This is a genomic window from Bacillus sp. VA13, from assembly GCF_055710085.1.
Genome location: NZ_JBVQPP010000004.1, coordinates 261,304 through 287,797 on the forward strand (window position 1 = coordinate 261,304; position 26,494 = coordinate 287,797).

At 45.4% G+C, this 26,494-nt stretch carries 25 protein-coding genes and 1 pseudogene; 12 read left to right on the forward strand and 14 right to left on the reverse strand.

Annotation, left to right across the window (positions count from 1 at the left end):
* Positions 1-303: 303 nt before the first annotated feature.
* Complete coding sequence (gene hxlR / locus AC0C66_RS16595; protein ID WP_014112618.1) at positions 304-666, reverse strand: transcriptional activator HxlR; 363 nt, start codon at positions 664-666, stop codon at positions 304-306.
* A gap of 231 nt (positions 667-897) precedes the next feature.
* Here hxlR and hxlA point away from each other — a divergent pair, with 231 nt between their 5' ends.
* The 5 genes from hxlA to nin all read left to right on the forward strand — a co-directional run bounded on the left by hxlA (position 898) and on the right by nin (position 4,972).
* The gene (hxlA, locus tag AC0C66_RS16600; RefSeq protein ID WP_014112617.1) at positions 898-1,530 is read left to right on the forward strand and encodes a 3-hexulose-6-phosphate synthase; all 633 of its coding nucleotides are present in this window, start codon (positions 898-900) and stop codon (positions 1,528-1,530) included.
* Between the two features lie 4 nt (positions 1,531-1,534).
* Positions 1,535-2,092: a 6-phospho-3-hexuloisomerase gene (gene hxlB / locus AC0C66_RS16605; protein WP_072182406.1), complete on the forward strand. Its 558-nt coding sequence runs from the start codon at positions 1,535-1,537 to the stop codon at positions 2,090-2,092.
* Positions 2,093-2,203: 111 nt separating this feature from the next.
* The gene (gene tlpC, locus AC0C66_RS16610) at positions 2,204-3,928 is read left to right on the forward strand and encodes a methyl-accepting chemotaxis protein TlpC (RefSeq protein WP_472973635.1); all 1,725 of its coding nucleotides are present in this window, start codon (positions 2,204-2,206) and stop codon (positions 3,926-3,928) included.
* Between the two features lie 173 nt (positions 3,929-4,101).
* Positions 4,102-4,551: a DNA-entry nuclease gene (gene nucA, locus AC0C66_RS16615; RefSeq protein WP_120698809.1), complete on the forward strand. Its 450-nt coding sequence runs from the start codon at positions 4,102-4,104 to the stop codon at positions 4,549-4,551.
* Positions 4,552-4,573: 22 nt separating this feature from the next.
* Positions 4,574-4,972, forward strand: a complete 399-nt coding sequence (nin, locus tag AC0C66_RS16620; protein WP_014112613.1) for a DNA-entry nuclease inhibitor — start codon at positions 4,574-4,576, stop codon at positions 4,970-4,972.
* 35 nt (positions 4,973-5,007) lie between these two features.
* On the opposite strand, the gene bglC is transcribed toward nin, so the two are convergent.
* The 7 genes and pseudogenes from bglC to AC0C66_RS16655 form a co-directional block, all read right to left on the reverse strand.
* Entirely contained in the window at positions 5,008-6,441 is a 1,434-nt protein-coding gene (gene bglC, locus AC0C66_RS16625; RefSeq protein WP_461845814.1) for a 6-phospho-beta-glucosidase, read from the reverse strand.
* A 72-nt stretch (positions 6,442-6,513) separates the two neighbouring features.
* The gene (locus AC0C66_RS16630) at positions 6,514-7,245 is read right to left on the reverse strand and encodes an AAA family ATPase (protein WP_461845813.1); all 732 of its coding nucleotides are present in this window, start codon (positions 7,243-7,245) and stop codon (positions 6,514-6,516) included.
* Positions 7,246-7,264: 19 nt separating this feature from the next.
* Positions 7,265-7,606 carry a DUF3147 family protein gene (locus AC0C66_RS16635; RefSeq protein ID WP_014112610.1) on the reverse strand — a complete coding sequence of 114 codons (342 nt, stop codon included), beginning with the start codon at positions 7,604-7,606 and terminating at the stop codon, positions 7,265-7,267.
* Entirely contained in the window at positions 7,594-8,016 is a 423-nt protein-coding gene (locus AC0C66_RS16640) for a MarR family winged helix-turn-helix transcriptional regulator (RefSeq protein WP_088680288.1), read from the reverse strand. The genes AC0C66_RS16635 and AC0C66_RS16640 overlap by 13 nt, the downstream gene beginning before the upstream one ends.
* A gap of 134 nt (positions 8,017-8,150) precedes the next feature.
* Complete coding sequence (locus AC0C66_RS16645) at positions 8,151-8,483, reverse strand: YckD family protein (RefSeq protein WP_090557354.1); 333 nt, start codon at positions 8,481-8,483, stop codon at positions 8,151-8,153.
* A gap of 82 nt (positions 8,484-8,565) precedes the next feature.
* Positions 8,566-9,021, reverse strand: a complete 456-nt coding sequence (locus AC0C66_RS16650) for an RDD family protein (RefSeq protein ID WP_014112607.1) — start codon at positions 9,019-9,021, stop codon at positions 8,566-8,568.
* A pseudogene (locus tag AC0C66_RS16655) lies at positions 9,018-9,197 on the reverse strand (hypothetical protein); the annotation flags it as partial. The pseudogene AC0C66_RS16655 and the gene AC0C66_RS16650, both read right to left, overlap by 4 nt.
* A 237-nt stretch (positions 9,198-9,434) precedes the next feature.
* Here AC0C66_RS16655 and AC0C66_RS16660 point away from each other — a divergent pair.
* Both AC0C66_RS16660 and AC0C66_RS16665 read left to right on the forward strand, forming a co-directional pair.
* The gene (locus AC0C66_RS16660; RefSeq protein WP_072182399.1) at positions 9,435-10,298 is read left to right on the forward strand and encodes a transporter substrate-binding domain-containing protein; all 864 of its coding nucleotides are present in this window, start codon (positions 9,435-9,437) and stop codon (positions 10,296-10,298) included.
* Between the two features lie 9 nt (positions 10,299-10,307).
* Positions 10,308-10,988, forward strand: a complete 681-nt coding sequence (locus AC0C66_RS16665) for an amino acid ABC transporter permease (RefSeq protein ID WP_461845812.1) — start codon at positions 10,308-10,310, stop codon at positions 10,986-10,988.
* 46 nt (positions 10,989-11,034) lie between these two features.
* Here AC0C66_RS16665 and zinU read toward each other — a convergent pair whose 3' ends face one another.
* The 5 genes from zinU to AC0C66_RS16690 all read right to left on the reverse strand — a co-directional run bounded on the left by zinU (position 11,035) and on the right by AC0C66_RS16690 (position 16,370).
* Complete coding sequence (zinU, locus tag AC0C66_RS16670) at positions 11,035-12,228, reverse strand: zinc metallochaperone ZinU (RefSeq protein WP_461845811.1); 1,194 nt, start codon at positions 12,226-12,228, stop codon at positions 11,035-11,037.
* A gap of 37 nt (positions 12,229-12,265) precedes the next feature.
* Positions 12,266-13,438 carry an FAD/NAD(P)-binding protein gene (locus tag AC0C66_RS16675; RefSeq protein ID WP_461845810.1) on the reverse strand — a complete coding sequence of 391 codons (1,173 nt, stop codon included), beginning with the start codon at positions 13,436-13,438 and terminating at the stop codon, positions 12,266-12,268.
* An 82-nt stretch (positions 13,439-13,520) separates the two neighbouring features.
* The gene (locus AC0C66_RS16680; protein ID WP_072182397.1) at positions 13,521-14,138 is read right to left on the reverse strand and encodes a L,D-transpeptidase; all 618 of its coding nucleotides are present in this window, start codon (positions 14,136-14,138) and stop codon (positions 13,521-13,523) included.
* Positions 14,135-15,049, reverse strand: coding sequence for a GTP cyclohydrolase FolE2 (folE2, locus tag AC0C66_RS16685; protein WP_461845809.1), 915 nt, complete (start codon positions 15,047-15,049; stop codon positions 14,135-14,137). Before folE2 ends, AC0C66_RS16680 begins: the two co-directional genes overlap by 4 nt.
* A gap of 115 nt (positions 15,050-15,164) precedes the next feature.
* Positions 15,165-16,370, reverse strand: coding sequence for an MFS transporter (locus AC0C66_RS16690; protein ID WP_461845808.1), 1,206 nt, complete (start codon positions 16,368-16,370; stop codon positions 15,165-15,167).
* A 165-nt stretch (positions 16,371-16,535) separates the two neighbouring features.
* Here AC0C66_RS16690 and nirB point away from each other — a divergent pair, with 165 nt between their 5' ends.
* The 5 genes from nirB to cobA all read left to right on the forward strand — a co-directional run bounded on the left by nirB (position 16,536) and on the right by cobA (position 25,391).
* Complete coding sequence (gene nirB, locus AC0C66_RS16695; protein WP_090557365.1) at positions 16,536-18,851, forward strand: nitrite reductase large subunit NirB; 2,316 nt, start codon at positions 16,536-16,538, stop codon at positions 18,849-18,851.
* 6 nt (positions 18,852-18,857) lie between these two features.
* Complete coding sequence (gene nasC / locus AC0C66_RS16700; RefSeq protein WP_090557367.1) at positions 18,858-20,990, forward strand: assimilatory nitrate reductase catalytic subunit NasC; 2,133 nt, start codon at positions 18,858-18,860, stop codon at positions 20,988-20,990.
* Positions 20,991-21,110: 120 nt separating this feature from the next.
* Positions 21,111-23,528, forward strand: a complete 2,418-nt coding sequence (gene nasD / locus AC0C66_RS16705; RefSeq protein WP_472973636.1) for an NADPH-nitrite reductase — start codon at positions 21,111-21,113, stop codon at positions 23,526-23,528.
* A 31-nt stretch (positions 23,529-23,559) separates the two neighbouring features.
* Entirely contained in the window at positions 23,560-23,880 is a 321-nt protein-coding gene (nirD, locus tag AC0C66_RS16710) for a nitrite reductase small subunit NirD (RefSeq protein WP_010332967.1), read from the forward strand.
* Between the two features lie 59 nt (positions 23,881-23,939).
* Positions 23,940-25,391 (forward strand): uroporphyrinogen-III C-methyltransferase, encoded by a 1,452-nt coding sequence (gene cobA, locus AC0C66_RS16715; RefSeq protein WP_090557371.1) that lies wholly within the window; start codon positions 23,940-23,942, stop codon positions 25,389-25,391.
* A gap of 27 nt (positions 25,392-25,418) precedes the next feature.
* On the opposite strand, the gene ffoR is transcribed toward cobA, so the two are convergent.
* Complete coding sequence (gene ffoR, locus AC0C66_RS16720; RefSeq protein WP_072182391.1) at positions 25,419-26,429, reverse strand: ferredoxin--NADP(+) reductase; 1,011 nt, start codon at positions 26,427-26,429, stop codon at positions 25,419-25,421.
* Between the last annotated feature and the right edge of the window lie 65 nt (positions 26,430-26,494).

The following is a 26,494-nucleotide window of genomic DNA, read 5'->3' on the forward strand; positions in this document are numbered from 1 at the left end:
TTCAATATTTTTTACCTTGCTACCGTTCACTTTAAATGAAAAAAATGTTTTTATCACCGAAAAATGGGTGAAAAGTTTCATGCGGGATACCGAAAGATTCCAGTTTATTTACTGGGATATTTTTGCGGTATGCCGCAATAATTTCCACTAAACATTATTTACAGAAAAATAAAAATTTTCAAATCAGTCCAACCTAGTTAATCCTCTTTATTGTTGAAGCCATTTACAATCTTTACATGACATCTATTTACCGCGCAAAAACCGAAAAACAAGCAAAAAAAAGACACCCTTGCGAAGAGCGCCTTACAACGATTCCTTTATGACATTTCTGTCAATATCAATCAATTCCATATAGCCTTTCCCCCACTCATACATGGCATCAAGAATAGGCATGAGGCTTTCTCCTTGCGGGGTCAAGGAATATTCAACCTTCGGCGGGACAACCGGATACACTTCCCTGTGAACAATCATATCCTGTTCAAGCTCTCTCAGCTGGTTCACGAGGATCTTCTGCGTTATATCAGGAATCAAAGTTTTTAATTCATTGAACCGTTTTGTGCCTTCTTTTCCTAAATGCCACAAAATGAGCATTTTCCATTTACCGCCGATCACTGCAAGCGTTAATTCCTTCTCACAATTAAACCTTTTGTCGTCCATCCGGCTCAATAGAAATCCCCCCTTAGTATACTTTTTGTATGTTAAATACGTATCATCACTTACTTACTTTTTTGCAGACTCCTTTTTATTATACTCACTCATAAAACCAAGCGAAAGAAATCTGATTGCCTCTCCTCACAGTATCCTCCAAGTAACTAGTTGACTTCAAAGTGCCTACTTCTCATCAAAAGAGGGAACCTATAGAATGAAAAATAATTCGAAAAAGGGAGTGGATCAACAATGGAATTACAGCTAGCATTAGACCTCGTAAACATCCCGGAAGCCATCGAGCTCGTCAAAGAAGTGGAACAATATATCGACGTGGTTGAGATCGGAACACCGGTTGTCATTAATGAAGGCCTCAGAGCCGTTAAAGAAATAAAAGAAACATTTCCGCAATTGAAGGTTCTAGCAGACCTGAAAATCATGGATGCCGGCGGATACGAAATCATGAAAGCGTCGGAAGCGGGCGCTGACATCATCACTGTTTTAGGCGCTACAGACGACGCAACGATTAAAGGCGCAGTAGAAGAAGCCAAAAAACAGAAGAAGAAAATCTTAGTTGACATGATTAACGTAAAAGATATTGAATCCCGTGCGAAAGAAATTGACGCACTCGGTGTTGACTACATCTGCGTCCACACTGGATATGATCTTCAAGCAGAGGGCAAAAACTCTTTCGAAGAATTAACGACAATCAAAAATACCGTAAAAAACGCAAAAACCGCAATTGCGGGGGGCATCAAACTCGATACACTTCCTGAAGTGATCAAACAAAAGCCTGACCTTGTCATTGTTGGGGGCGGAATTACAAGCGCAGCCGATAAAGCAGAAACGGCTTCAAAAATGAAACAGCTTATTGCCCAAGGATAACGTTATGAAAACGACTGAATACGTAACGGAAATTCTCAATGAGTTACACCGTTCAGCGGCTTATATTTCTGATGAAGAAGCTGATCAGCTTGCCGATCACATTCTTTCATCCAATCAAATTTTCACTGCGGGTGCGGGGCGGTCTGGCCTAATGGCAAAATCCTTCGCGATGCGATTGATGCACATGGGCTTCAACGCTCATATTGTCGGTGAGATTCTCACTCCGCCGCTCAGCGCAGGAGATCTCGTCATCATCGGCTCAGGATCAGGCGAGACAAAGAGCCTGATCCATACAGCAGCAAAAGCAAAAAGCTTACACGGGGTTGTTGCCGCTTTAACCATCAATCCAGAATCAAGCATCGGAAAACAAGCCGATCTCATCGTCAAAATGCCCGGTTCTCCTAAAGACCAGTCAAATGGAAGCTATAAAACCATACAGCCAATGGGGTCATTATTTGAGCAAACTTTGCTGCTGTTCTATGATGCAGTAATTTTAAAACTCATGGAGAAACAAGGGCTCGATTCTGATACCATGTTCACCCACCACGCAAACCTTGAATAGCGTCACACAACCGGCCTGGAGATCAGGCCGGTTTTATTATTTCTAAAATCAAACTTTAAACTCAAAAACCCGATAAGTAATATGACCTACAAATTATAAAAAGGAGGAATTATGGTGATAAAACAACTAAAGCTTAAGCTAGGAACAAAAATTCTCTGCCTGGTTTTCGTGATTATTCTTTTGTTTTCACTGTCAGTTGGCACTTTGATGCTTAAGGAAATTACAGACAGCATGAAACAAATGGCGACTGAAAAAGCGAAAGGCGATCTGGCTTTAAGCAGTGCTTATATTGATGATGTCATCTCAGGGGAATGGCAGGTAAAAAACAATAAGCTTTATAAAGGCCAAACACAAATCAACGGAAATGAAGATATCGTTGATCTGCTTGGCGAAAAAACAGGTGATACCGTTACAATTTTCCAAGGAGATACTCGTGTAGCAACCAATGTCATGAAAAATGGCGAAAGAGCTGTTGGCACTCAGGCTTCTTCTGAAGTTGCTGACGCTGTTTTAAAGAACGGAAAACCATTCAACGGGCAAGCAGACGTGGCGGGCTCTTCTTATCAGACGGCATACATGCCTTTAAAAGATCAAAACGGAAACATCATCGGCATGCTGTATACCGGAGCCAATCAAAGCATTTTAGCATCACTTACGCAATCACTTTTCACTCAATTCGCTATCGTTCTTGTTATCGTCATTATTGCATCAGTCATCCTTGTCCTGCTTTTTACAAGAAGAATCAATAAGCGGCTGAACGCTTTAAAATGCGCCTTTGAAAGTGCCGGAAACGGAGATATGACAATAGAGGTGTCAGACAAATCCGGTGACGAGCTATCAGAACTGAGCGTCTATTACAATAAGATGAGAATGAAACTGAACGATACCATCCAAACCGTACAGCAATCAGCCCTTCAGCTTGCGTCTGCCTCTCAGCAGCTCTCAGCCGGAGCAGAGGAAACAAATCAAGCTTCAGAAAAGATTACAGAAGCTGTACAGCAGATTGCAAATGGAGCCCAGGATCAGATCACGCGAATTGAAAACAGTGAAAGTTCATTAAAACAAGCTTCAGCAGACATCCGGGATATTTCTTCAAATACTGCTGCTATTGCTGACAAAGGGCAGCTTGCGCAATCAAAAGCCGCCATTGGGCAAAAGGAAATTTCTAATGTACAGGCACAAATGGATGCGATTCACGATTCGATCCAGAAAAGCGGAGAAATCATACACCAGCTGGACGGCCGCTCTAAACAAATTGAGCAAATTTTATCCGTCATCACCCAAATTGCCGATCAGACAAACCTGCTTGCGCTGAATGCAGCGATTGAAGCTGCCAGAGCCGGTGAACATGGCAAAGGTTTTGCTGTTGTTGCCGATGAAGTACGTAAATTAGCGGAAGAGTCTCAACAGTCTGCGGGGCAGATTTCAAAACTGATCACAGAAATCCAAAATGATATGAACCAATCTGCAAGATCTGTTGAGCATGTGAAAACAGAGGCTGCAGAAGGTGTCACCATGATCCAGCGCACGAGAGATGCATTTAAGGAAATTGCAGCTGCAACAGGCGAAATCAGCGCTGAGATCAGTGATCTATCAGCATCTGTATCAAACATTTCATCCAGTGCACATAACATAAACGAATCCTTTGCAGCCAATACGGCTGGCATTAAAGATTCTACAGAAAATACCCGGCAGGCGGCTGCATTAACAGAAGAACAATTTGCTGCAATGGAAGAGATAACTGCAGCTTCTGAAACGCTATCTCAATTAGCTGAGGAGCTTACCGGTATCATAAGCCAATTTAAAATGATTGATCAACCCAAAAACGGCCGATGACTTACTATCATTATTGTATGTTGGCAACGGTATTTTACTGAAAACAAATATTTCGACCTGCTAAAATTACGTTTTCAGCAATAAACTGATTGTAAAACTAAAAATTTCAACCTTTACACCAAACGCTTTCTGGATTACTCTTGGGGCAGTTTTAAAGTTGCTAAAAGCGGGAGGTGAACATCACGATGGACATCATAAAAACAATACTTCTCGTCATCGTCGTCATAGCAGCTGCAGCTGTCGGCCTGATAAAGGGAGACTTTTTCTCAGCTGATCAAAAAACGTCTCAAACGAAAGAATATGACGAAACGATCGCCCTCCCTTCTGACCGTTATCCCGAAACGGCCAAACATATTAAGGATGCGATAAATGAGGGGCACTCAGATGTGTGCACCATCGACAGAGACGGAGCTGAGGAACGCCGCGAGCAATCATTAAAAGACGTACCGCCAAAAACGGGGTATGACAGAGATGAATGGCCAATGGCCATGTGCAAAGAAGGCGGTGAGGGAGCTTCTGTAGAATACATTTCTCCTGCTGACAACCGCGGTGCAGGCTCTTGGGTTGGGCATCAGCTTACCGATTATCCAGACGGCACAAAGGTTTTATTCACGATTCAGTAAACAATAGAGGAGGAACAGCACATTGATCAAGTCATGGAAACCTCAAGAACTGTCGATTTCATATCATCAATTTACTGTATTTCAAAAGGATTCTGCACCTCCTGTTATGGATTGGACTGACGAAGCGATCGAAAAAGGATTTGCGGCGGCGGACGGAGCGATTTCGTTTGAGGCACAGAGAAATACAAAGGCCTTTATTCTTTTGCGCCTGAACAGTTCAGAAACTGTAAACTCCTATGAAAAGAAAGTGACTGTTCCTTTTCATGTCACAGAAAACGGAATTGAAATTGAAAGCATTATGTCTAAAAGGCTGTCCTTTGATCTTCCTAAAGGAGAATATCAATTGACATGCTGGACTGTGCCGGCTGAGATGTCAGATCTGCACGCCGACACTTATATTATTGATGCTGTTTCTGTGTAATGAAAAAGCCCTGGGAGAAGACTCTCAGGGACTCTTTATAAACTTTCTCCGTTCGTCTTGATTACATCCTGATACCAATAAAAGCTTTTTTTCTTCAAGCGTTTTAAATCATGTGTATTTTCTTCATCGCGATGAACATAAACGAATCCGTATCTTTTTTGGTAGCCATTCAGCCAGCTTAATAGATCAGTAAACGACCAGCTGCAATAGCCGATCAAATCGACACCGTCGCTGATGGCCTGTCTGCATAGCTCAAGATGCGAATGCAAATAATCAATTCGATAATCATCCTGTACAGTGCCATCCTCAACTTTATCAAATTCACCCAAACCATTCTCTGTGATAAACACTGGAAGCTGATAGCGGCTTGTAATTCGGCGAAGACCGATACGCAATCCGATTGGGTCAATTGTCCAATCCCAGTTGCTCGTTGTCAGGTGCGGATTTTTTTTCGTTTTAAACACTCCGGGTATCCCTGTTTCCTGGTTGGTCCCCTTTTGGCCTGTCGTATTCATTTTCCCTTCCGACACACCATTAAGCGGATTTCGTTCGTAGGTGATGGTCTGATAATAATTGACACCTACAAAATCAGGCTTTCCTTTGGCAAGCAGCTCCATATCTCCTGCTTCGATTGTCGGCGCCCAGCCTTGTTTTTCTAAATAGCGGAAAGGAATTTGCGGGTAGGTTCCCCAGCAATACATGTCCAGCCACCAATTGTTCATAAATTCTTCAGCGTTTTCAAATGCCAGTATATCCTCTGGATGGCTGGATAAAGGGTAAGCCGGAGAATAAGCAAAGCTTGGACCGATTTTGCCTTCAGGCACATATTCTCTAAAAGATTCAATGGCTTTCGCATTAGCCAGAAACGCAATATGGTTTGCTTCGTAAAATCGTTTTCTGTCTTTCACTCCAGGCGGGTGCATGGCTGTAATAAAGCCGTGATTAAAATTGTAGTTCTGTTCGTTTAACGTAACCCAATATTTCACTCTGTCTCCAAAACGTTTATAAAGAGTAACACAGTAGTTATTAAAATCCTCTATGATATTTCTTGATTCAAAACCGCTGTACTCGTCCATAAGCGCCTGAGGCAAATCCCAATGATATAAAGTCAGAACCGGCTCGATGTTATGAGAAAGCAACTCGTCAATCAGGTTATCGTAAAAAGCTAGGCCTGCTTCATTGATCTCCCCTTTTCCTTTTGGAAAAATCCGCGGCCAGCTGACGGAAAATCGATACGCTTTTAAGCCCATCTCAGCCATCAAAGCGACATCTTCTTTAAAACGGTGATAATGGTCAACCGCAATATCGCCATTGGTCCCTTTAAACGTTTTGCCCGGTATTTTCGTAAATACGTCCCATACAGAAGGACCTTTGCCATCTTCGTTCCAAGCGCCTTCAATCTGGTACGCTGCTGAAGCAGAGCCCCACAAAAAATGTTTCGGAAAAGATTCTGGATGCTGGTGGATCATAGTGTTTATCACTCCTGAAATATTTGATAAACCTATCATAGGTTATGAAATGCGTTTCATATCAACTCGATATTAATCGCGGAACAGCTCAGCCAATATTTTTTCTCTTTGTCCAAGAAAATATCGTGTTAATTGAACATGTTCTGTATTCTCATATTCTGTAGGATGTATTCTTCCACCATCAAAGCTTAAAATATTAGCATTAGGATAGCCCAGCAGGATCGGGAAGTGAGTCGCAATGATCATCTGGACATTTCCGCCCTTCACCAAATCATGTATTACTCTCAAAAAAGCCAGCTGCCTAGCTGGAGAAAGGGCCGCTTCTGGCTCATCTAAAAGATAAATCGCTTTTTCTTTAAAACGATGACAGAATAGAGACATAAAGGACTCTCCATGTGATTGCTTGTGCAGCGGCCTCCCTCCATAAGAACGGTATGGCTGCGGAGCTTCTAATTCCATCTCATCCAGATGAAGAGAAAGATGATAAAACGATTCAGCTCTTAAAAAGAAGCCATTTGTTACCTTTGGCAGCCAAGATAAACGTATGTAATCACCTAAATGAGAATCTGACTCCTGTAATTCATAGACATTATTTCGGCTTCCGCCCGCTGGATTGAATTCACACTTATTTGCTATTGCTTCAAGCAAAGTAGATTTGCCAGATCCATTTTCTCCTACAAAAAAAGTCACTTGGCTAGTAAATAAAAAAATTTCATTTAATTGATTGATAGCCGGGATAGAAAAAGGAAATCTGTCAAAGTCCGCAATCTTATCTCGAAGAAGAGTAACCTTTTTTAAAAACATAGTATCTCCTTTCTATCACTCAGTTACATAATATATTGAGAAAAATCTTCTGCATCCATAAAAATACAACCCATCCTAGTATTCCAACGCATAATGCTAACCAGAACGGCACATGAATTTTCAGCAAAAACGCCAAAATAGCAAGTAAACAAACTGTAGCAGGGATTCCTGTAAGCACACCTGATGCAAATTGACTTAATTGAGCTGTTTTTTCACCCTGTATTTGCATCCAAAAAAGGCTTAATAAGCTGACCAAGGGTAAAGCGGCAATAATCCCCCCATAGGTCGGATGCCTTTTTGATATTTCAGTAACAAAACCGATAATCAACGCTGAGATGATCACTTTGCTTAAAACTGCCATTGTTTAGCTTCCTTACTTAAAAGTTCAAAGGCCTGTTCAAGTAATTCCTTTTCTGAAGTGCTCATTCGTTTAATTATTTCTTTTAATTTTTCTTTATCTAGCTGTGTGTGCTGTTCAAGAACAGCTCTTCCTTCTTGCGTTAAGAAAACTAAAACCTTACGTTCATCTTGCTGACTTCGCCGTTTAGCTACTAATCCCTTTTGAATTAAACGTTTAGTATGCTCTGACGCAGTATTGTGAGAGACAGACAAGTATTCAGCCAAAGCCCCTATTGTTGCTTCACCTTGCTTTTCAATATGCTGCATGAGCCGTATTGCCTGGTGAGAAATATTATCTTTATGTTTGTAATGTAATAAATAATAAATATCTGTCCATTGCTGATTTAGTTTAGCTATGAAATTCATTTCCATCATACACACCCCTTTATATCTTATTATACGATATAAATGACTACTGCGACATTATTTTCTAAAACTTTACTCATTTATTACAGGAACTTTTTCACAATAAAAAAGCACCCAATTCCCATTGGATGCTTACCGTCTTAATGTCTTTTTTCAAATTTATGCTGATGAGGATGGGGCTTTGGAACAAAGCCGTTTTGTTTCATCATTTCAAAGTGTTTGTCCATGTGATTTTTGATGTGTTCTCCTCTTTCTTTAGGCAGGACACCGTATTGCACATACTTTGAGATTACGTCTTTGCGCTTTTTTAATATGTCTGCTTCCAGCTGTTCAATTTCTTTCTTTTGCTGACCTGTCAGTGTGACATTTGCGGGAGGCTGCTGCTGTTTTTCTGCGGCTTCAGCTGTGCCGGTCAGAGAAATGACAGCTGCGGTTATGAACATTGTGATGATATTGATTTTTATTCGTTTCATCCAATTTATTCCTCCAATCCTATTTTTCATATGTTTTGCTGCATTGCATTTTTTATACATGCAAAAGAAAAAGAGCGAACCATTATTCGCTCTTTCTGATCTGTTCATCAGTATAAAGTTCTTCTTCACCCGGGGGCGCGTAAGTGACATACGTTCCCGCGATTAAATCATGCAGTGTCCGTTTGTCTTCTCGGACGCCGATCAGAATCAGGCTGGCGATCAAGCCGAGGCCGAAAGTTATGCCGTAAACCAGACCTGCAACAATAACCCGCAAAAACATCGTTAACAGGCTGACCTGTGATCCGTCTTTTTTTACGATTCTGATACCGCAGATTCTTTTTCCGATAAGGTAGCCGTTCCAAAACACCGGCAACAAAATAGAGTACAGCAGAACAATCAGACTGATGAACATGCTGTCGTTCGGGTCTTTTCCTGTAATCAGCCAATAGATCAGCAAAAGAGGCACCGAGACAATAATGTAATCCAGCAATGAAGCTCCTAGTCTGATCCAGAATCCGGCTGGTTTGTAAATATTCATTTGACTCCCCCATATGTCTTCAATATGACTTTGATGTTTCCATCTTCTTTCTTATCGAATATATCATATGCCTTAGGGCCATCAGCAAGACTTAATTTATGCAAAAGATCGATTTCATGCTTCTTGACCATTTCATACAGCATTGGCATTAGATGAATAACGAGTGCCCGGCCCACTGGTGTAATGGCATCCTGGATCTGGGATCAGCTCAACATGCTCTTTTCCTTGATATGTCAGTGCTTTCATCCTTGGACAACTCCTTTATTGTCACTGGTTCCCTGTATAGCCGCTTTTAAACGCTCACACGCTTTTGTATACACAATTCGAACTTTTTGAAAACGTCATCAACATATTGCAACCCCTTATGTTCAGTGCTATCTTTTTAGTTGATTAACAGATTGGGGGAAACATAGGTGAAATCATTCATGCAATCCAAAGCCGTTATATTCAGTTTCACAATGGCTTTCTTTCTTATATTGGCAGCCTGTTCCGGCAAAAATGAAGCCGATTCCAAGGATACAGGCTGGGAGCAGATCAAAGACAAAGGGAAAATTGTTGTCGCTACATCTGGCACGCTTTATCCCACTTCTTATCACGATACCGATTCTGGTTCCGATAAGCTGACGGGCTATGAGGTTGAAGTCGTTCGTGAAGCGGCAAAACGCCTGGGTCTGAAGGTTGAGTTCAAGGAGATGGGCATTGACGGAATGCTGACAGCGGTGAACAGCGGCCAGGTTGACGCAGCCGCAAATGACATCGATGTGACGAAGGACCGCGAGAAGAAGTTCGCGTTTTCCACTCCATATAAATATTCATACGGCACGGCAATCGTCCGAAAAGACGATTTATCAGGGATTAAAACGCTTAAGGATTTAGAAGGGAAGAAAGCCGCTGGCGCAGCTACGACAGTCTACATGGATGTAGCGAGAAAATACGGCGCTCAAGAAGTGATTTATGATAATGCGACCAATGAACAGTATTTAAAAGATGTCGCCAACGGACGCACTGATGTCATTTTAAACGACTATTACCTGCAGACACTTGCGCTCGCAGCATTCCCGGATCTTAACATTACGATCCATCCTGACATCAAGTACATGCCGAACAAACAGGCGCTTGTCATGAAAAAAAGCAATGCAGCACTTCAGAAAAAGATGAACGAAACATTGAAAGAAATGAGCAAGGATGGCACTTTGACAAAGCTGTCGAAACAATTCTTCAATAAAGCAGATGTATCAAAGAAACTGGATGTCGACGTTCAGGACGTTGATTTGTAATCGAACGCCATGATAAATAGCATTCAGTGGGAATATATTTTCAACACAAAGCTGGCCATTGAATCGTTCCCTTATGTCATAAAAGGCATTGGATATACGCTGCTCATCTCTTTTGTGAGCATGTTTGCGGGAACGATGATCGGCCTGTTCATATCACTCGCCAGAATGTCTCAGCTTGCCTTGTTAAGGTGGCCGGCGAAGCTCTATATCTCATTTATGCGAGGCGTTCCGATTTTAGTGATCTTGTTTATCCTTTATTTCGGATTTCCTTATATCGGCATTGAATTTTCCGCTGTCACAGCCGCTTTAATTGGCTTTAGTCTTAACAGCGCCGCCTACATTGCAGAAATTAACCGTTCAGCCATTTCATCCGTTGAAAAAGGACAGTGGGAAGCCGCATCCTCTCTCGGCCTTTCCTATTGGCAGACGATGAGGGGTATCATTTTGCCGCAATCGATCCGTATTGCGCTGCCTCCGCTTGCTAATGTATTGCTCGACTTAATCAAAGCGTCCTCTCTCGCTGCAATGATTACAGTGCCGGAATTGCTCCAGCATGCGAAAATCATCGGCGGCAGAGAGTTTGATTACATGACCATGTATATTCTGACCGCTCTCATTTATTGGGCCATCTGCTCAGCAGCGGCAGCTTTTCAGAATATCCTTGAGAAAAAATACGCTCATTATGTTTAAACAAACGTTTTATTAAAAAAGCCGCTCCTCAGGAGACGGCTTTTTTCTATTGATTCAGCTTCCACTTGAACGGGTCCTCAAACAGCGACCAGTCGGAATCAAATTCGTACTCAGTCAGCAGGCATTGATCAAGCTCTTTCGTGATCGCTTCTTCATCCAAATCTGTTCCGATAAACACAAGCTGCGTCAAGCGGTCGCCGAATTCCGGATCCCAGTCCTCCAAAATTTCGGGCTCCTGCTGTTTGACTTGCTCCTGCTCAAGCTTTGGCAACGCCGCCACCCAATACGATACTGGCTCAAGCGTAACCGACGGCCCTGCTTGCGACATCAGCAAAGCGAGATTGTTATGCGAGGCGCACCAGGCGATTCCTTTGGCACGAACCACGTTCTTTGGCATTTGATCCATCCAGCGATAAAACCGTGTAGAATGAAACGGCAAACGTCTTTTATACACAAATGAAGAGATGCCGTATTCTTCTGTTTCCGGGGTGTGTTCCGCATGGCCTGCTGTCAGCTCTTGAATCCAGCCGGCTGACCCGCTCGCTTCCTCGAAGTTAAATAACCCTGTATGCAAAATCTCCTGCGGTTTTACATTTCCTTTGACGGAACGAATGAATTTGGCTCTTGGCTGCAGTGTGCGAAGCACTTTTTCAAGCTGTTCGAGCTCTTGCTCGCTGACCAGGTCACATTTATTCAAGATCAGAACATCACAAAACTCTATTTGATCGATCAAGAGGTCGGCAATGTCTCTTTCATCCTCTTCCCCCAGCGCTTCTTTGCGATCCAGAAGGCTATCGCCTGACTGATAATCATGCCAAAAACGGTTGGCATCAACCACTGTCACCATCGTATCCAGCTGACAGAATTTTGTAAGGTCGATCCCCATCTCTTCATCGATATAAGAAAAAGTCTGAGCCACCGGGATCGGTTCACTAATTCCTGTCGATTCAATCACGATATAATCAAACCGCCCGTCTTTTGCCAGCTTCTCGACTTCAATTAATAAGTCTTCGCGAAGCGTACAGCAAATGCAGCCGTTTGACATTTCCACAAGCTTTTCATCTGTTCTGGAAAGGCCTCCTTCCTGCTTAACCAAGCCTGCGTCAATGTTCACCTCACTCATATCGTTGACGATGACCGCTATTTTTAAGCCTTCACGATTTTGCAGAATGCTGTTCAGCAATGTTGTTTTTCCAGCGCCAAGATAACCGCTCAGTACGGTAACCGGAATTTTTTTCATACTAATGTCCTCCCTTATAAAATAGAATCATTACGATTTAATTCGTATGCTTCGCCGTATAAGCAATGGTGTAAGCAGCTTTTCGTGCTCCGGAAATATTTCTCGCTGTCGGCCCGATTTCTAATTCAGCAAAGGCTCCCATCACATATAAGCCTTTTCCCCATTGCAAATCCTTGCCAACAATCGGAAAACCGCAGCCTGCATAAGGCAATTGCTCCGCTTGCGCTGCTCTCTGTACCCAATCGAACCGGCTGATGTCCGAGGTAAAACCTGTTGCCAATGCGACACGCTCGTATTCGTATCGCGATTCGCTGGTTTTACAGTGTATCTGTATCTTGCCGTCATCTGTTTTTTGGCAAGAATCAATTTCATCCTGAATGACTTTTATTCTGCCCTCCTCCTTATAGACAGCAAGTGTTCTTGAAATGTCCTTTGGAAAAGAGCCACGATGTCTGGCGCTTGTAATCCATTGCCTTCGCTTTTGATAGTCAGACGTTTTACTGAATGCTTTCATATATTTCGGACCAAGCCATCCTGGATCACTATCGAAGTCATAGATCCGGAACGGATGCCTCACCAGCATCGTCACATCATGGCCGTCATCTGCGAGCTTTTTGGCGTAATGAGCCGCCGTTATCCCTCCGCCCACAACTGCCATTTGCACACTTTCATTGCTTACATCGTGCACCTCTCTGTCAAACACATGATAAATGCCGTCATTCTGATATGGTTTTGTCCACTCCGGCCAAGAAGGATGATGAGAAAAACTCATGGCTAAAACCACTCGTTCCCCCGTGAGAGTTCCAGCGGTATCTGTCTCCGCTTCCCACAACCCGTTTTTCCTTCTCAAATTTGTCACCATGCCTGTTTTCCATGCCTGATCAATATGTATCTCATCCAGCACAGTCTCGCAGTGCTGATTGAAGAGCGACAGCGAGGGCCTCTTATATCTTCCAAAGAATACTTCCGGCCATTGGCTTTTATCCGCATACGTTTGCAGGCTGAACGGCTCTGTGTCTACATGATGAACCGATGGAGAGCGCAAGTATTTCATCTGAATGCGGCTTGTGTTTCGTTTCCAGCATTCAAGAGGCCGTTCATGGGGATCAATGACAGCAAGATCCTCAATCGATGCCCTTCCGCTTTTCACCAGATGCACTGCCAAGGTTGTGCCTTGGATGCCGCCGCCAATGATCAGCCATTTATACATGGGAGAATCTCCTCTCTATAAAACGTAATTATTACGATTTAAATCGTATGGCTTTTTTTCCTTTTTGTCAACCGCATTCCATTCAACCGATCACAACTTTTGTATGTTCAGGGATGTTTTCATATATCCATTTCGCATCTGGGATGGCCAGCCTGATACATCCATGAGATGCCTTCACCCCTAGTTTTTTCGCTTCTTTTTCGATGACTTTTTTATCCTTTGTCATCGGCACACTGTGAAATAGAAATTCGCCATGGTTTTTCCATGAGACCCAGTATTCCGCACCTTCCTGATATCCTTCGGAGAAAAACCATTCTCCCCGTTCAGGCTCTATATAAAAGGTGCCCTTTGGCGTAGCGTCATCTTTTGTTTGATCCAGTCCTGACGAGACAATCATTGTATATAAGGTTTTACTTCCTTCTTTGATGTAAGCCTTCTGGTCTTTCACGTCCACATCAATCCAGACATGTTTCTGCTTGATATTCGGGTATTCACCGCCTGATGGTTTGGTCCAATCGATGCTAGTTTTTTCTGTCTTTTGATCGGACGTTACGTGCTCTGCCGTTTTCTTTGTATCAGCGCTTGCATGTTCTTCCGTTTTTTTTGTATCGGCACTTGCGTGTTCTTTCGCATGATCGGAGCAGGCTGACAGCAGGCTGGCCGGCACAAGAACAGCAACAAATAATAATAAGAGTTTCATATTCTATCCTCCTGTTTCGAAAAACGCAGCTTCGCATAGGCATCGTGGAGATGGATTGATTCTTCATTGCGGCATTCAATCTCAAAGGCTGACACCCATTCAAGCTCATACAAATCCGCGGCAATCAGCCGGGCGAGATCCTCAACAAATCTCGGATTCTCATATGCTGTTTCCGTCACGGCTTTTTCATCCGGGCGCTTAAGAACCGGGTGCAGTCTCGCAGAAGCATTTGATTCTGCGGCGTCAAGCAAATCAGCTTTAAAATCGCTTGGAAGCGATACTGCCGGATGAATATCAGCCCAAATGCTGACCGTCCCCCTCTGATTATGAGCGCTGTATTCACTGATTTCCTTGGAGCAAGGGCACAGGGTCGTTACTTTCGCTGAGATGCCGGCACGCTGTTCAAACGGCTGATCTTCGCGATAGGTGACAGACATCAATATGTCAGCATGCATCAAACCCGCTTTCTCAAGCTTCGGACTTTTCCGTTCGAAAAACCATGGAAACCGCACTTCGACTGAAGCTGATGGCTGGTCCATGTTTTCTGCAAGCTCTTTCGTAAATTGCTGTAGAGAGGAAAATGAGAGAATCCAGCCGTTTTGATGATAGATTTGGAGCAGCTCTGTTAACCGGCTCATATTAATCCCCTTCTGATTCCTCCGCAAATCACAAGTCATTGTAAAGTTCGCAGTCGTTGTTTGCTCAGCAGGCGTCATGGCAGAAGTGATTGTGACCAGATGGGACACATTAGCGACACCTACATGCTGAATGTCAAAAAAATAATCCTTCCTGATATTTTGCAGATCCTTCATTTTCTCTTTTTCTACAGGTTTCTCGCCTTTTATCGGACTGACCGACCCAAAGTATTGAAGACGTTCCGGTTTTCCCGGAAGCGGCATGTGTTGATTCAATCAGAAAACTCCTCTCATTAACAAATCGTAATAATTACTATTTATTTTGATGGGTTCACTGATTAAAATCAAGAGAAAATAAAAAAGACACGCACAAATGCGTGTCCGTCAAAACCTAAATATCAGCGGGGCTGCTTTCCGCGCTCCAGCTTTTTCTCCAGTAATAGCCTGCGGCAAGCACGAGCGCAAACGCCAGCAGCGCGATACAGGAAAACGTGATAAAACCGATAGCATATGTGCCTGTCATCTGTTTTAACGATCCTAAGATGTTCGGCAGGAAAAACCCTCCTATGCCGCCGGCCGCACCGACAATTCCTGTCACCATGCCGATTTCTTTGCGGAAGCGCTGCGGTACGAGCTGGAATACGGCTCCGTTGCCCATTCCGAGCCCCATCATTCCGACAAACAAAAGAACGATGACCATTGAGAGAGACGGCAGGCTGCTGACCCCAACCATACACAGGGCCACGATGACAAACAATACAGAAAGCACTTTTGTGCCGCCGACACGATCTGAAATCCAGCCCCCGACAGGCCGGAAAAAGCTTCCCGCCGCCACACATAATGTAACGAAATCGCCCGCGTGAATTTTTGACAGCTGGTATTGATCGACAAAGAAAATAGATAAAAAGCTTGATAGCCCGACAAATCCCCCGAATGTGACACTGTACAGCAGGCAGAAAAACCATGTTTCCTTTTGCCCGAACACATGCAGATAGCTTTTGAGCGGCTGCGGCGCCGGCTGTGCAGGGGAATCCTTTGCCATGGACACAAAAAGAATAAAGACGATCAGCAAAGGAATAAGCGCAATTCCCATAACAATGTGCCAGCCGAACTGCTCTGCAAGACGCGGGCCAAACAGGGTTGCAAACAAAGTGCCGCTGTTCCCCGCGCCGGCGATCCCCATCGCAAGCCCCTGCAAATGAGGCGGATACCATCGGCTTGCCATAGGCAGAGCAACGGCAAAGCTTGCCCCCGCCACGCCAAGCAGAATCCCGATGGCATACAGCTCAGGCAGCGAGCGGCCGCCAAATGTCCCCCACAGCAGCGGAATCATTGTCACCAGCATCCCGATCATTGCCGTTTTTTTCGGTCCGATTCTGTCCGTTAAAACACCTAAAATGATACGAAACACAGATCCTGATAAAATCGGCACAGCCACGATAAGCCCTTTCTCAAATGGGGACAGGCCAAAATCCTGAGAAATATAAACACCCAGCGCCCCAAGCATAACCCATATCATAAAACTCACATCAAAGTATAAAAAGGAACAGAGCAAAGTGAGTGGATGACCGCTAGTTTTCAGTTCCGACAGCTTCATAAGATTCCCCTTTCTTGACCCTTAATTATTTTAAATTTTCTGAATTAATAATATATGACCATTTTTTTCTGGAAAAGACATGTGTAAGTTTTTGTGACACGTTTAATGCGTTAACAATGCATTGTGACATAATTTTTAATAGGAGAATCAAAGGAGGTCTGGCACATGAAGAAACAAAGATTGGTGTTAGCAGGGAACGGAATGGCCGGAATCCGCTGTATTGAAGAAGTTTTAAAGCTGAATCGCCAAATGTTCGAAATTGTCATTTTCGGAAGCGAACCGCACCCCAACTATAATCGCATTCTCTTATCCTCTGTATTGCAGGGTGAGGCGTCACTCAATGACATTACACTGAACAGCAAGGATTGGTACGACAAGCACGGGATTACGCTTTACACAGGCGAAACGGTTGTTCACATTGATACAGTTCAGCAGCGGGTTATCACGGACCGGAAACGCACCCTGTCTTATGACAAATTAATAGTGGCAATAGGCTCCTCCCCTCATATTCTCTCCATCCCCGGGGCGGACAAAGAAGGCGTCTACGGATTTCGAACAATAGAAGACTGCCAAGCGTTGATGAGCATGGCCAAACACTATCAAAAGGCAGCGGTGATCGGAGCCGGCTTATTAGGACTGGAAGCAGCAGTCGGCTTACAGCATCTCAGCATGGATGTCAGCGTCATTCATCACTCTGCCGGCATCATGCAAAAACAGCTCGATCAAACGGCATCGAGGCTGCTGCAGACGGAGCTGGAACGGAAAGGCTTAACCTTTCTTTTGGAAAAAGACACCGTATCCATTTCTGGCACTTCGCGGGCAGACGGCATCTGTTTTAAAGACGGCTCTTCATTGAAAACTGACTTGATTGTGATGGCGGCTGGCGTGAGGCCGAATATTCAATTGGCTGTGTCAGCCGGAATCGCAGTGAACCGTGGGATCATCGTGAATGACTACATGCAGACGAGTGAACCGAATGTGTATGCCGTCGGCGAATGCGCCGAGCATAACGGAACGTTGTATGGTTTGGCAGCCCCGCTTTATGAACAGGGAAAAGCTCTCGCCAAACATATTTGCGGTGCTCCATGTGAGGGGTATCAAGGGTCAGCACCATCTGCAGCTTTAAAAATAGCTGGACTTGATGTGTGGTCAGCTGGAAAGGTTCACGAGGATGAACGCACGACGAGTATTAAAATCTACGATGAACAAACAGGCATTTATAAAAAAGCACTCTTTGAGGATGACAAACTGGCCGGCGTTATTTTATTCGGAGATACACGTGACAAGCAGCGGTTTCTCGACAGCCTGCTCAAACAAAGAGACATCTCCATTGTCAAAAAGCAGATCATCGAACCCGAGACTACCGGCACTTTATTTGATTCCATGTCTTCCAGTGAAACGATTTGCCAATGCAACTCAGTGACGAAAGGCGCGATTGAAGAAGCGGTGCACACGAAAGGCCTAACAACTGTTGAGGAAGTCAAGCACTGCACCAAAGCATCCGGTTCCTGCGGAGGATGCAAGCCGCTCGTTAAAGACCTTTTGAGGCACATGACCAGCAGCGAATATACAGAGCCCGCCGTCACTCCTTCGTTTTGCGGCTGTACTGATTTTACAGAAGACGACATCATTGCCGAGATTCAGCGCAGGCCATTCACTAATCCGGGAGAAGCGATGAGCCAGCTTGGCTGGAAAACGAATAATGGATGCCGCAAATGTGTTCCGGCGATTCAATACTACCTGGAAATGCTTCATCCCGGTTTTGTTCAGCCTGAATCAGCTGCCGAAGATACATACATCCTGATTCCGCAAATGTACGGCGGGCAAACGAACGCGGAGCAGTTAAGAAACATCGCCAATATCATCGAGGCGTACAGCATCTCCGACGTATCCATCACTCACGGCCAAAGACTGAAGCTTTCCGGGATCAAACCCGCGGATCTCCCAAACATCAAAAAAGACCTGAAAATGCCCGTACGCTCAAACGAACACCACCGCACGCTGCAAAGTGTCAAAGCATGTACATGCGGACAAAACCGATCGATTCAACAGCTGGCAGCCCAGATCGAGAGACATCTTGAGATGCTTTCCATGCCCGCTTATATTTCTATCAGCTTATCATGTGAAACAGACTGCACCGATGCCGCCATACAAGATGTCGGCGCGATTCGAACGCAAGCTGGCTGGGATATTTACATCGGCGGCGTCCGGGGAACTCATGCCCGTTCCGGAGCTCTGTTTTGCGTTACTGACAACGCAGATAGCACTGCCAGCATGATCAAAGGACTGATCCAGTATTACCGTGAAACGGCTCATTACTTAGAAGCCGTTCATCAGTGGATGGACCGTCTCGGGATCGTGCATATCAGAGAAGTGCTATTTGAAGAGGAGCTTAAGACACAGCTGCTGGAAAGCCTCCAAACAGACCTGTCACTGATTCAAAACCCGCCTGTACAGGCTGGCGCACATAAGAAAGGATGAGGCATTTTGACTGAACGACTGCTTAGATATTTCCGTGATAAACAGCAAGACATCCAATCAGAAAAAACGTATGACACCCAATGCCCGTTTTGCAGCATGCAGTGCAAAATGCAGCTCGTGGAACAAACCATCGTCACACGGAAAAAGTACACAGCGATCGGGATTGATAATCCTACGACACAGGGCCGATTATGCATGAAGGGTATGAACGCCCACCAGCATGCCCTGAACTCCTCCCGCATCACCCGGCCGCTGCTGAAGAAAAACGGTGAATTTATGCCTGTTTCCTGGGAAGAAGCACTGAAGCATATCAAAGACCAAGTGACTATGATTCAACAAGAATACGGCCATGACGCCATGGCTGTATACGGAAGCGCCTCGATTACGAATGAAGAGGCGTATTTGTTAGGGAAATTCGCGCGGGTGGGCTTACAGACAAAATACATCGACTACAATGGGAGACTTTGTATGTCCGCCGCAGCAACCGCAGCCAACCAAACATTCGGCGCGGACAGAGGCTTAACGAATCCCTTATCAGACATTCCCCACACCCGTGTGATCATTCTGGCCGGCACCAATATTGCTGAATGCCAGCCTACAATTATGCCGTATTTTGAAAAAGCGAAAGAAAACGGTGCTTACATCATTGCCATTGATCCGCGCGAAACAGCGACAACGAAAATCGCCGATCTTCATCTGAAAATCAAACCCGGCACAGACGCCGCCCTTGCCAACGCTCTCGTCAAAATCATGATCGACGAACAGCTCGTAAACGAAGATTTCATTCGATCACGAACAAATGGATTCGCAGAGTTGAAACAGCATACTGACGCGTTGAGCTTGAATGATATCTCCGAACAGACGAGTGTTCCGCTGGCGCACATGCGAAAAGCCGCTGTGAAGTTTGCCAAGGAAACATCCGGCATGCTGTTTACAGCCCGCGGGATTGAACAGCAAACCGATGGAACAGCGGCTGTGAAAGGCTTCTTAAACATGGTGCTCATCACAGGAAAAATCGGCAAACCTTACTCGGGCTATGGGGCGATCACCGGACAAGGCAACGGGCAAGGCGCCAGAGAGCACGGCCAAAAAGCCGATCAGCTCCCGGGCTACCGTTCTATTGAAAATGAAGAACATCGGTCGCATATTGCGAAAGTGTGGGGAATCCATCAGGATGATTTGCCGCGAAAAGGTGTCTCAGCTTATGAAATGATGGAAAAAATCAATGACGGTGACATCAAAGGGCTGTTCCTCATGTGCTCAAATCCCGCTGTCTCCAGCCCAAATGCAAATCTCGTGAAAAAAGCTCTGAGGAAACTGACATTCTTTGTCGCGATCGATTTGTTTATTTCTGAGACTGCGAAATACGCTGATGTGATTTTGCCCGCCTCCTCTTATTTAGAAGATGAGGGCACCATGACAAATGTCGAAGGCCGCGTGACATTAAGAGAAGCAAGCAGGCCGTGTCCCGGTGAAGCAAAGCATGATTGGCAGATCATTTGTGAGATCGCATCCGCTCTCGGGAAGGGCCGTTATTTTTCTTACACGTCAGCAGAGGATATTTTTAATGAATTGAGAGAAGCAAGCCGAGGCGGGATTGCTGATTATTCAGGCATCACATACGACAGGCTCAGACATGAAGGCGGCATTCACTGGCCGTGTCCAGAACCTGATCATCCCGGAACCGAGCGCTTGTTTACAGACTCATTTGCACATCCGGATCAAAAAGCAGCATTAAGTGTGATCCCAAACGAACCGGCTGTTCCAAAAGAGAAGCCGACAGCCGATTATCCGCTGTATTTAACGACAGGCCGAGTCATGTCTCATTACTTAACAGGCGTCCAAACGAGAAAAAGCGCCGCCCTTACCGCGAGACACTTTGAATCTTTTATGGAAATCCACCCGCAAACAGCAGCGTCCTACAATATCGAGGACCGTGTACTGGTAAAAATAGAATCGCCGCGAGGAAGCATCACCGTCCGCAGCAAATTATCAGAACAAATCAGAAAAGACACCGTTTTTGTTCCCATCCACTGGGCAGATGCTCAAAATGTGAATGATTTAATCAGCGAAGCCTTAGATCCAGCCTGCAAAATGCCCGGTTTTAAGGTATGCGCCGTCCGAATCAGACCCATTTAAATTTTTCATAAAATTTTTAGAACTTTTCGTATATTTTGTTACATTTTATAACATGTATCTTAAATATTCCTTTTTGCTGTGCTACGCTGGAAAAAACATTGATAAGGAGCGGATCATCTGATGGGAAAAAAACAGCTAGTTCTTGTTGGAAATGGAATGGCCGGGGTAAGGTCCATTGAAGAGATACTGAGTGTTGCAAAAGACGAGTTTCAGATCACAATTTTCGGTGCCGAACCGCATCCCAACTACAACCGAATCCTTTTGTCAAAAGTGCTTCAAGGCGATACAGATATTAAAGATATTACGTTAAACGATTGGGACTGGTACGAAGAAAACCATATTCAATTATATACAAATGAAACAGTTATCAAAGTGGACACGGAAAACAAAACCATCATCACAGATGCAGACAGAATCCAGCCTTACGACGAATTGATCCTGGCGACAGGCTCTGTCCCTTTTATCCTTCCGATTCCGGGCGCAGACAAAAAAGGCGTCACAGCTTTCCGGGACATAAAAGATACAGACACGATGCTTGCCGCGTCAAAACAATATAAAAAAGCAGCCGTCATCGGCGGAGGCCTGCTTGGTTTGGAAGCCGCACGCGGACTGTTGAATCTCGGCATGGACGTGTCCGTCATCCACCTCGCCCCATTCCTGATGGAACGCCAGCTTGATGCAACGGCAGGACGCCTGCTGCAAAACGAGTTAGAAAAACAAGGAATGACCTTTTTACTTGAAAAGCAAACCGAAGAAATTGTCGGTGATGACCGCGTCGAAGGCGTCCGCTTCAAAGACGGAACAAGTATTGAAGCTGATTTAGTCGTCATGGCTGTCGGCATCCGCCCGAATACACAGCTTGGCGCAGAAAGCGGCATTCCGGTCAACCGAGGAATCATTGTCAACGATTATATGCAAACTGAAATCCCGCACATTTATGCGGTCGGCGAATGCGCTGAGCACCGCGGAATCGCATACGGGCTCGTGGCGCCGCTCTATGAACAGGCAAAAGTGCTGGCGAAGCATATTTGCGGCATCGAAACAAAACCGTATGAAGGCTCCATTCTCTCCACTCAGTTAAAAGTGTCAGGCGTCGAGGTCTTCTCTGCCGGTGACTTTAACGAATCAGATGAGAAAAAAGCGGTTAAGGTTTTCGATGAACAGGACGGCATCTATAAAAAAATCGTCCTGAGAGGCAATCAAATTGTCGGTGCTGTTTTATTCGGCGACAGCAGCGAGGGGAATCGCCTGTTTGCTATGATTCAAAAAGAAGCCGATATCACTGAAACCTCTAAAATATCAATCTTACAGCCTCTCAACCAAGAAGCAGGCACAAGCATTACCGCAGCGATGAGCGACGATGAAATCATCTGCGGCTGTAACGGCGTGTCAAAAGGTGTGATTATTCAAGCCATACAGGAAAAAGGCTGCTCGTCAACAGACGAGATCAAAGCATGCACCGGTGCATCCCGCTCATGCGGAGGCTGTAAGCCGCTCGTAGAAGAAATCCTCCAGCATACGCTCGGATCAGACTTTGATGCTTCAGCGCAAAAAGAAGCGATTTGCGGCTGTACCACATTGTCGAGAGATGAAGTCGTAGAAGAAATCAAAGCCAAATGGCTGTCACATACAAGAGAAATCATGAACGTGCTCGGCTGGAAAACGCCAGAAGGCTGTTCAAAATGCCGGCCGGCCCTGAACTACTACTTAGGCATGATCAATCCAACCAAATACGAGGATGACCGGACATCCCGCTTTGTTAACGAACGAATGCACGCCAATATTCAAAAAGACGGAACATATTCAGTCGTACCTCGGATGTACGGAGGCGTGACCAACTCCACAGATTTGCGCAAGATCGCAGATGTCGTCGACAAATATGAGATCCCGCTCGTGAAAATGACAGGCGGTCAGCGAATTGATCTCATCGGCGTGAAAAAAGAAGACCTTCCGAAGGTATGGGAAGATCTTGATATGCCGTCAGGCTACGCGTACGGAAAGACACTGCGCACAGTAAAAACATGCGTAGGCGAGCAATTCTGCCGCTTCGGCACCCAAGACTCCATGGCACTGGGCATTGCGCTTGAGAAAAAATTCGAAGGGCTGAACACGCCTCATAAAGTGAAAATGGCCGTGTCTGCCTGCCCGCGGAACTGTGCGGAATCCGGCATTAAGGACCTTGGCGTTGTCGGCATTGACGGAGGCTGGGAGCTTTATGTCGGCGGAAACGGCGGAACTCATTTACGTGCCGGTGATTTGCTGATGAAGGTGAAAACAAATGAAGAAGTCTTAGAATACGCAGGCGCTTACCTGCAATATTACCGGGAAACCGCGAACTATCTGGAGCGTACTTCCGCTTGGCTTGAGCGCGTCGGTTTATCCCATGTCCAATCCGTGTTAAATGATCCGGAAAAACGGCAGGAGCTGAACGACCGAATGAATGAAACACTCTCTGTCCACAAGGATCCGTGGAAGGGATTTTTGGATAATAAACAAACCTCTAAAGAGTTATTTGAAAATGTCGTAACCACATCGTAATGACAAAAACAAACATTAAGGAGGAATGGACATGGTAAACAAAGACGTAACAAAAGTATGTATCGGAAAAATTGAAGAATTGCCTGAACAATTAGGCAAAACAGTGTATATTGAAGATAAGGAGCTCGCAGTTTTCAAGCTTTCAAACGGAAGCATCCGCGCCATCGAAAACCGCTGTCCGCATAAGGGCGGCGTCCTGGCAGAAGGGATCGTCAGCGGAGAATATGTTTTCTGCCCGATGCACGATTGGAAAATCTCCTTAGAAGACGGAATCGTCCAAGAACCAGATCACGGATGCGTCAAAACATACGAAACGCTGATCGAGGGAGAACATGTTTATCTCGTATATTGATCAAAAGACCGGATCACTTTTAAGTGATCCTTCATTTTTTACAGTGACGGAAGGATGACATGATCATGAAGAACGGAATCGTATATTTCGTGGGAGCGGGCCCCGGAGATCCAGGACTGCTCACCATCAAAGGAAAACAGGCGCTGGAGGAAGCAGATGTTATTTTATATGACCGGCTCGCCAACCCGAAGCTCCTCGAATTCGCATCACCGGACTGCCAGTTTATTTATTGTGGAAAACTGCCAGACCGCCATTTTATGAAACAAAGAGAAATTAACGCCCTGCTGGTTGAAAAAGCATCAAAGGGGTTAACCGTCGTCCGTTTAAAAGGCGGAGATCCAAGTGTATTCGGCAGAGTCGGCGAGGAAGCAGATGCTCTCCATGAGCACGGCATCCGTTATGAAATGGTGCCGGGGATCACTTCCGGAATTGCAGCGCCGCTATATGCGGGCATCCCCGTTACGCATCGGGATTTCGCATCGTCTTTTGCCATGATTACTGCGCATGATACATCATTAAAAGGCACGCCGAATCTCGACTGGGAAGGGCTTGCCCGAAGCGTTCAAACCCTAGTCTTTTACATGGGCGTCAAGAATTTATCTTATATTTGCCAGCAGCTCATCGCATACGGAAAATCGCCTTCTGTCCCTGTCATTGTGGTCCAATGGGGTACGTGGGGCCGCCAGCGGAGTGTGAAAGGATCGCTAGAGAACATTCAGCAAAAAGTACAGGAACACCAGATCACAAACCCTGCGATTATCGTCATCGGAGATATCGTCAATTTTCAAACACACAGCTGGTTTGAAAGCAAACCACTCATCGGCCAGCACTTGATGGTTGTCACTCATGGCGAAGATGAAGATCCGCTTGCAGACAAGCTGCGTGCCTCCGGTGCTGATGTCATCGAATGGCCGAAATGGCGGACTGAGAGCATGCCTGTCAATGAAGAGATTCTTCGAAAGATCGGCACCTTTGAAGACATTTTTTTCACATCGCGCCATGCAGTTTGTGAATTTTTCCAAGCACTGGCTTCCAAGAAAATCGACATCCGCCAGCTGACAGCCCGACTGAGTGCAGCATCTGAGCAAGCAAAGACGGAGGTTGAAAAACGGGGTTTTCTCGTCTCCGCCATTCAGCCTGATTCAGAAAAACGTCTTGTTGTCGGGAGCCGGCATACAGTGGAAAACATGCAGAAGCATGAGTCCTGTTCGTTTTATATCACCCATGAAAACGTCATAGATGATCGGTTCACCCACATGATTCAGCGAACCATCAGTGAATCTCCGCTGCACATGATCGTATGCCCGAGCAAACCGTCCGTTCAGCAATTGATCAGCACAGGCAAACAAATTGGCATTTCGCCGGAACCCGCAGCAAGCCGACCTCCCATCGTCTGCATAGGCGATGACTCAGTTGCCGGCGCTTATGGATTCACAGCGGTCCAAAAGCAGGATGAATTGTTGGCTTTTATTCAAAATCAACAGGCGGAAAAAAAGCTTCTTCATAGCTGATTGCGGCAGCCCTCTTTAAGGGCTGTTTTATTTATGCACCAATTTTTTGTGATGGGTTGAATACATCGCCATATTTTCGGCCTTAGGGTCCAAATAAGCCTTCGCGCTGTTGACCGCTGTCGGCCCTTCCGTAAAGCCGCCGGCAATCAATCTCAGTTTACTTTCATAAAAAGCCGCGTCACCCGCCACAAACACACCCGGAAGATTCGTCCGCATATGTCTGTCCGCTTTCACCCTGCCTTCTTCAATCTCAAGCCCCCACTCCTTCATCGGTCCGAGATCAATTTTGAACCCATGATTAATGATCAGCTCGTCAACCTCTATGTCTTCCCTCTGGCCAGACGCAGTATGACAAACAGTCACACTCTGGATGCGCTCTTCATCGCCGCTCAGCTGCCCCAGACGATAAGGAGTGAGCACCCGAACCGATGATTGCTTCATCTTCGTCACGCTGCTTTCCATTCCGCCGAATTCCTCGCGCCGGTGAACGACAGTCACAGACGCCGCAATCGGTTCCAGCTCATTGGCCCAATCGACCGCAGTATCACCGCCGCCTGATATCACGACCCGCTTCCCTTTAAACGCATCAAGCTTCTCCACTCCATAATGAAGGTTTTTGCCCGCATACCGGGTCGCATCCTCACTGTCAAACTCATTAACCTCAAGCGTTCCCATGCCGACAGCTAAAATCACGGTATGTGTATAATGCTTTTCTCCTTCAGAACCTGTCAGCACAATGGTGCCGTCTTTCAAGCGTTCAAATCCGATCACACGCTGATTCAGCACGATGTCAGGATCAAACGTCGCCGCCTGCTCCTTCAGCTGCTCGATCAGCTGTTTTCCCGCAATCCCCGGTATTCCACCGATATCGCGAATGATTTTCTCAGGAAAGAATAAAGACACCTTCCCTCCGAGCCGTGGCAAAAATTCGATTACTTTCGTTTTCAGCTCCCGCATCCCGCAGTAAAAAGCCGTAAACAGCCCGATCGGCCCCCCGCCTATAATCGTAACGTCATATATCTCTTGATTCTCAGCCATCCGTCCTGCCCCCGTTCACATCTATATCAAAACCACTTTAATTGAGAATGAATATCAATACAAAG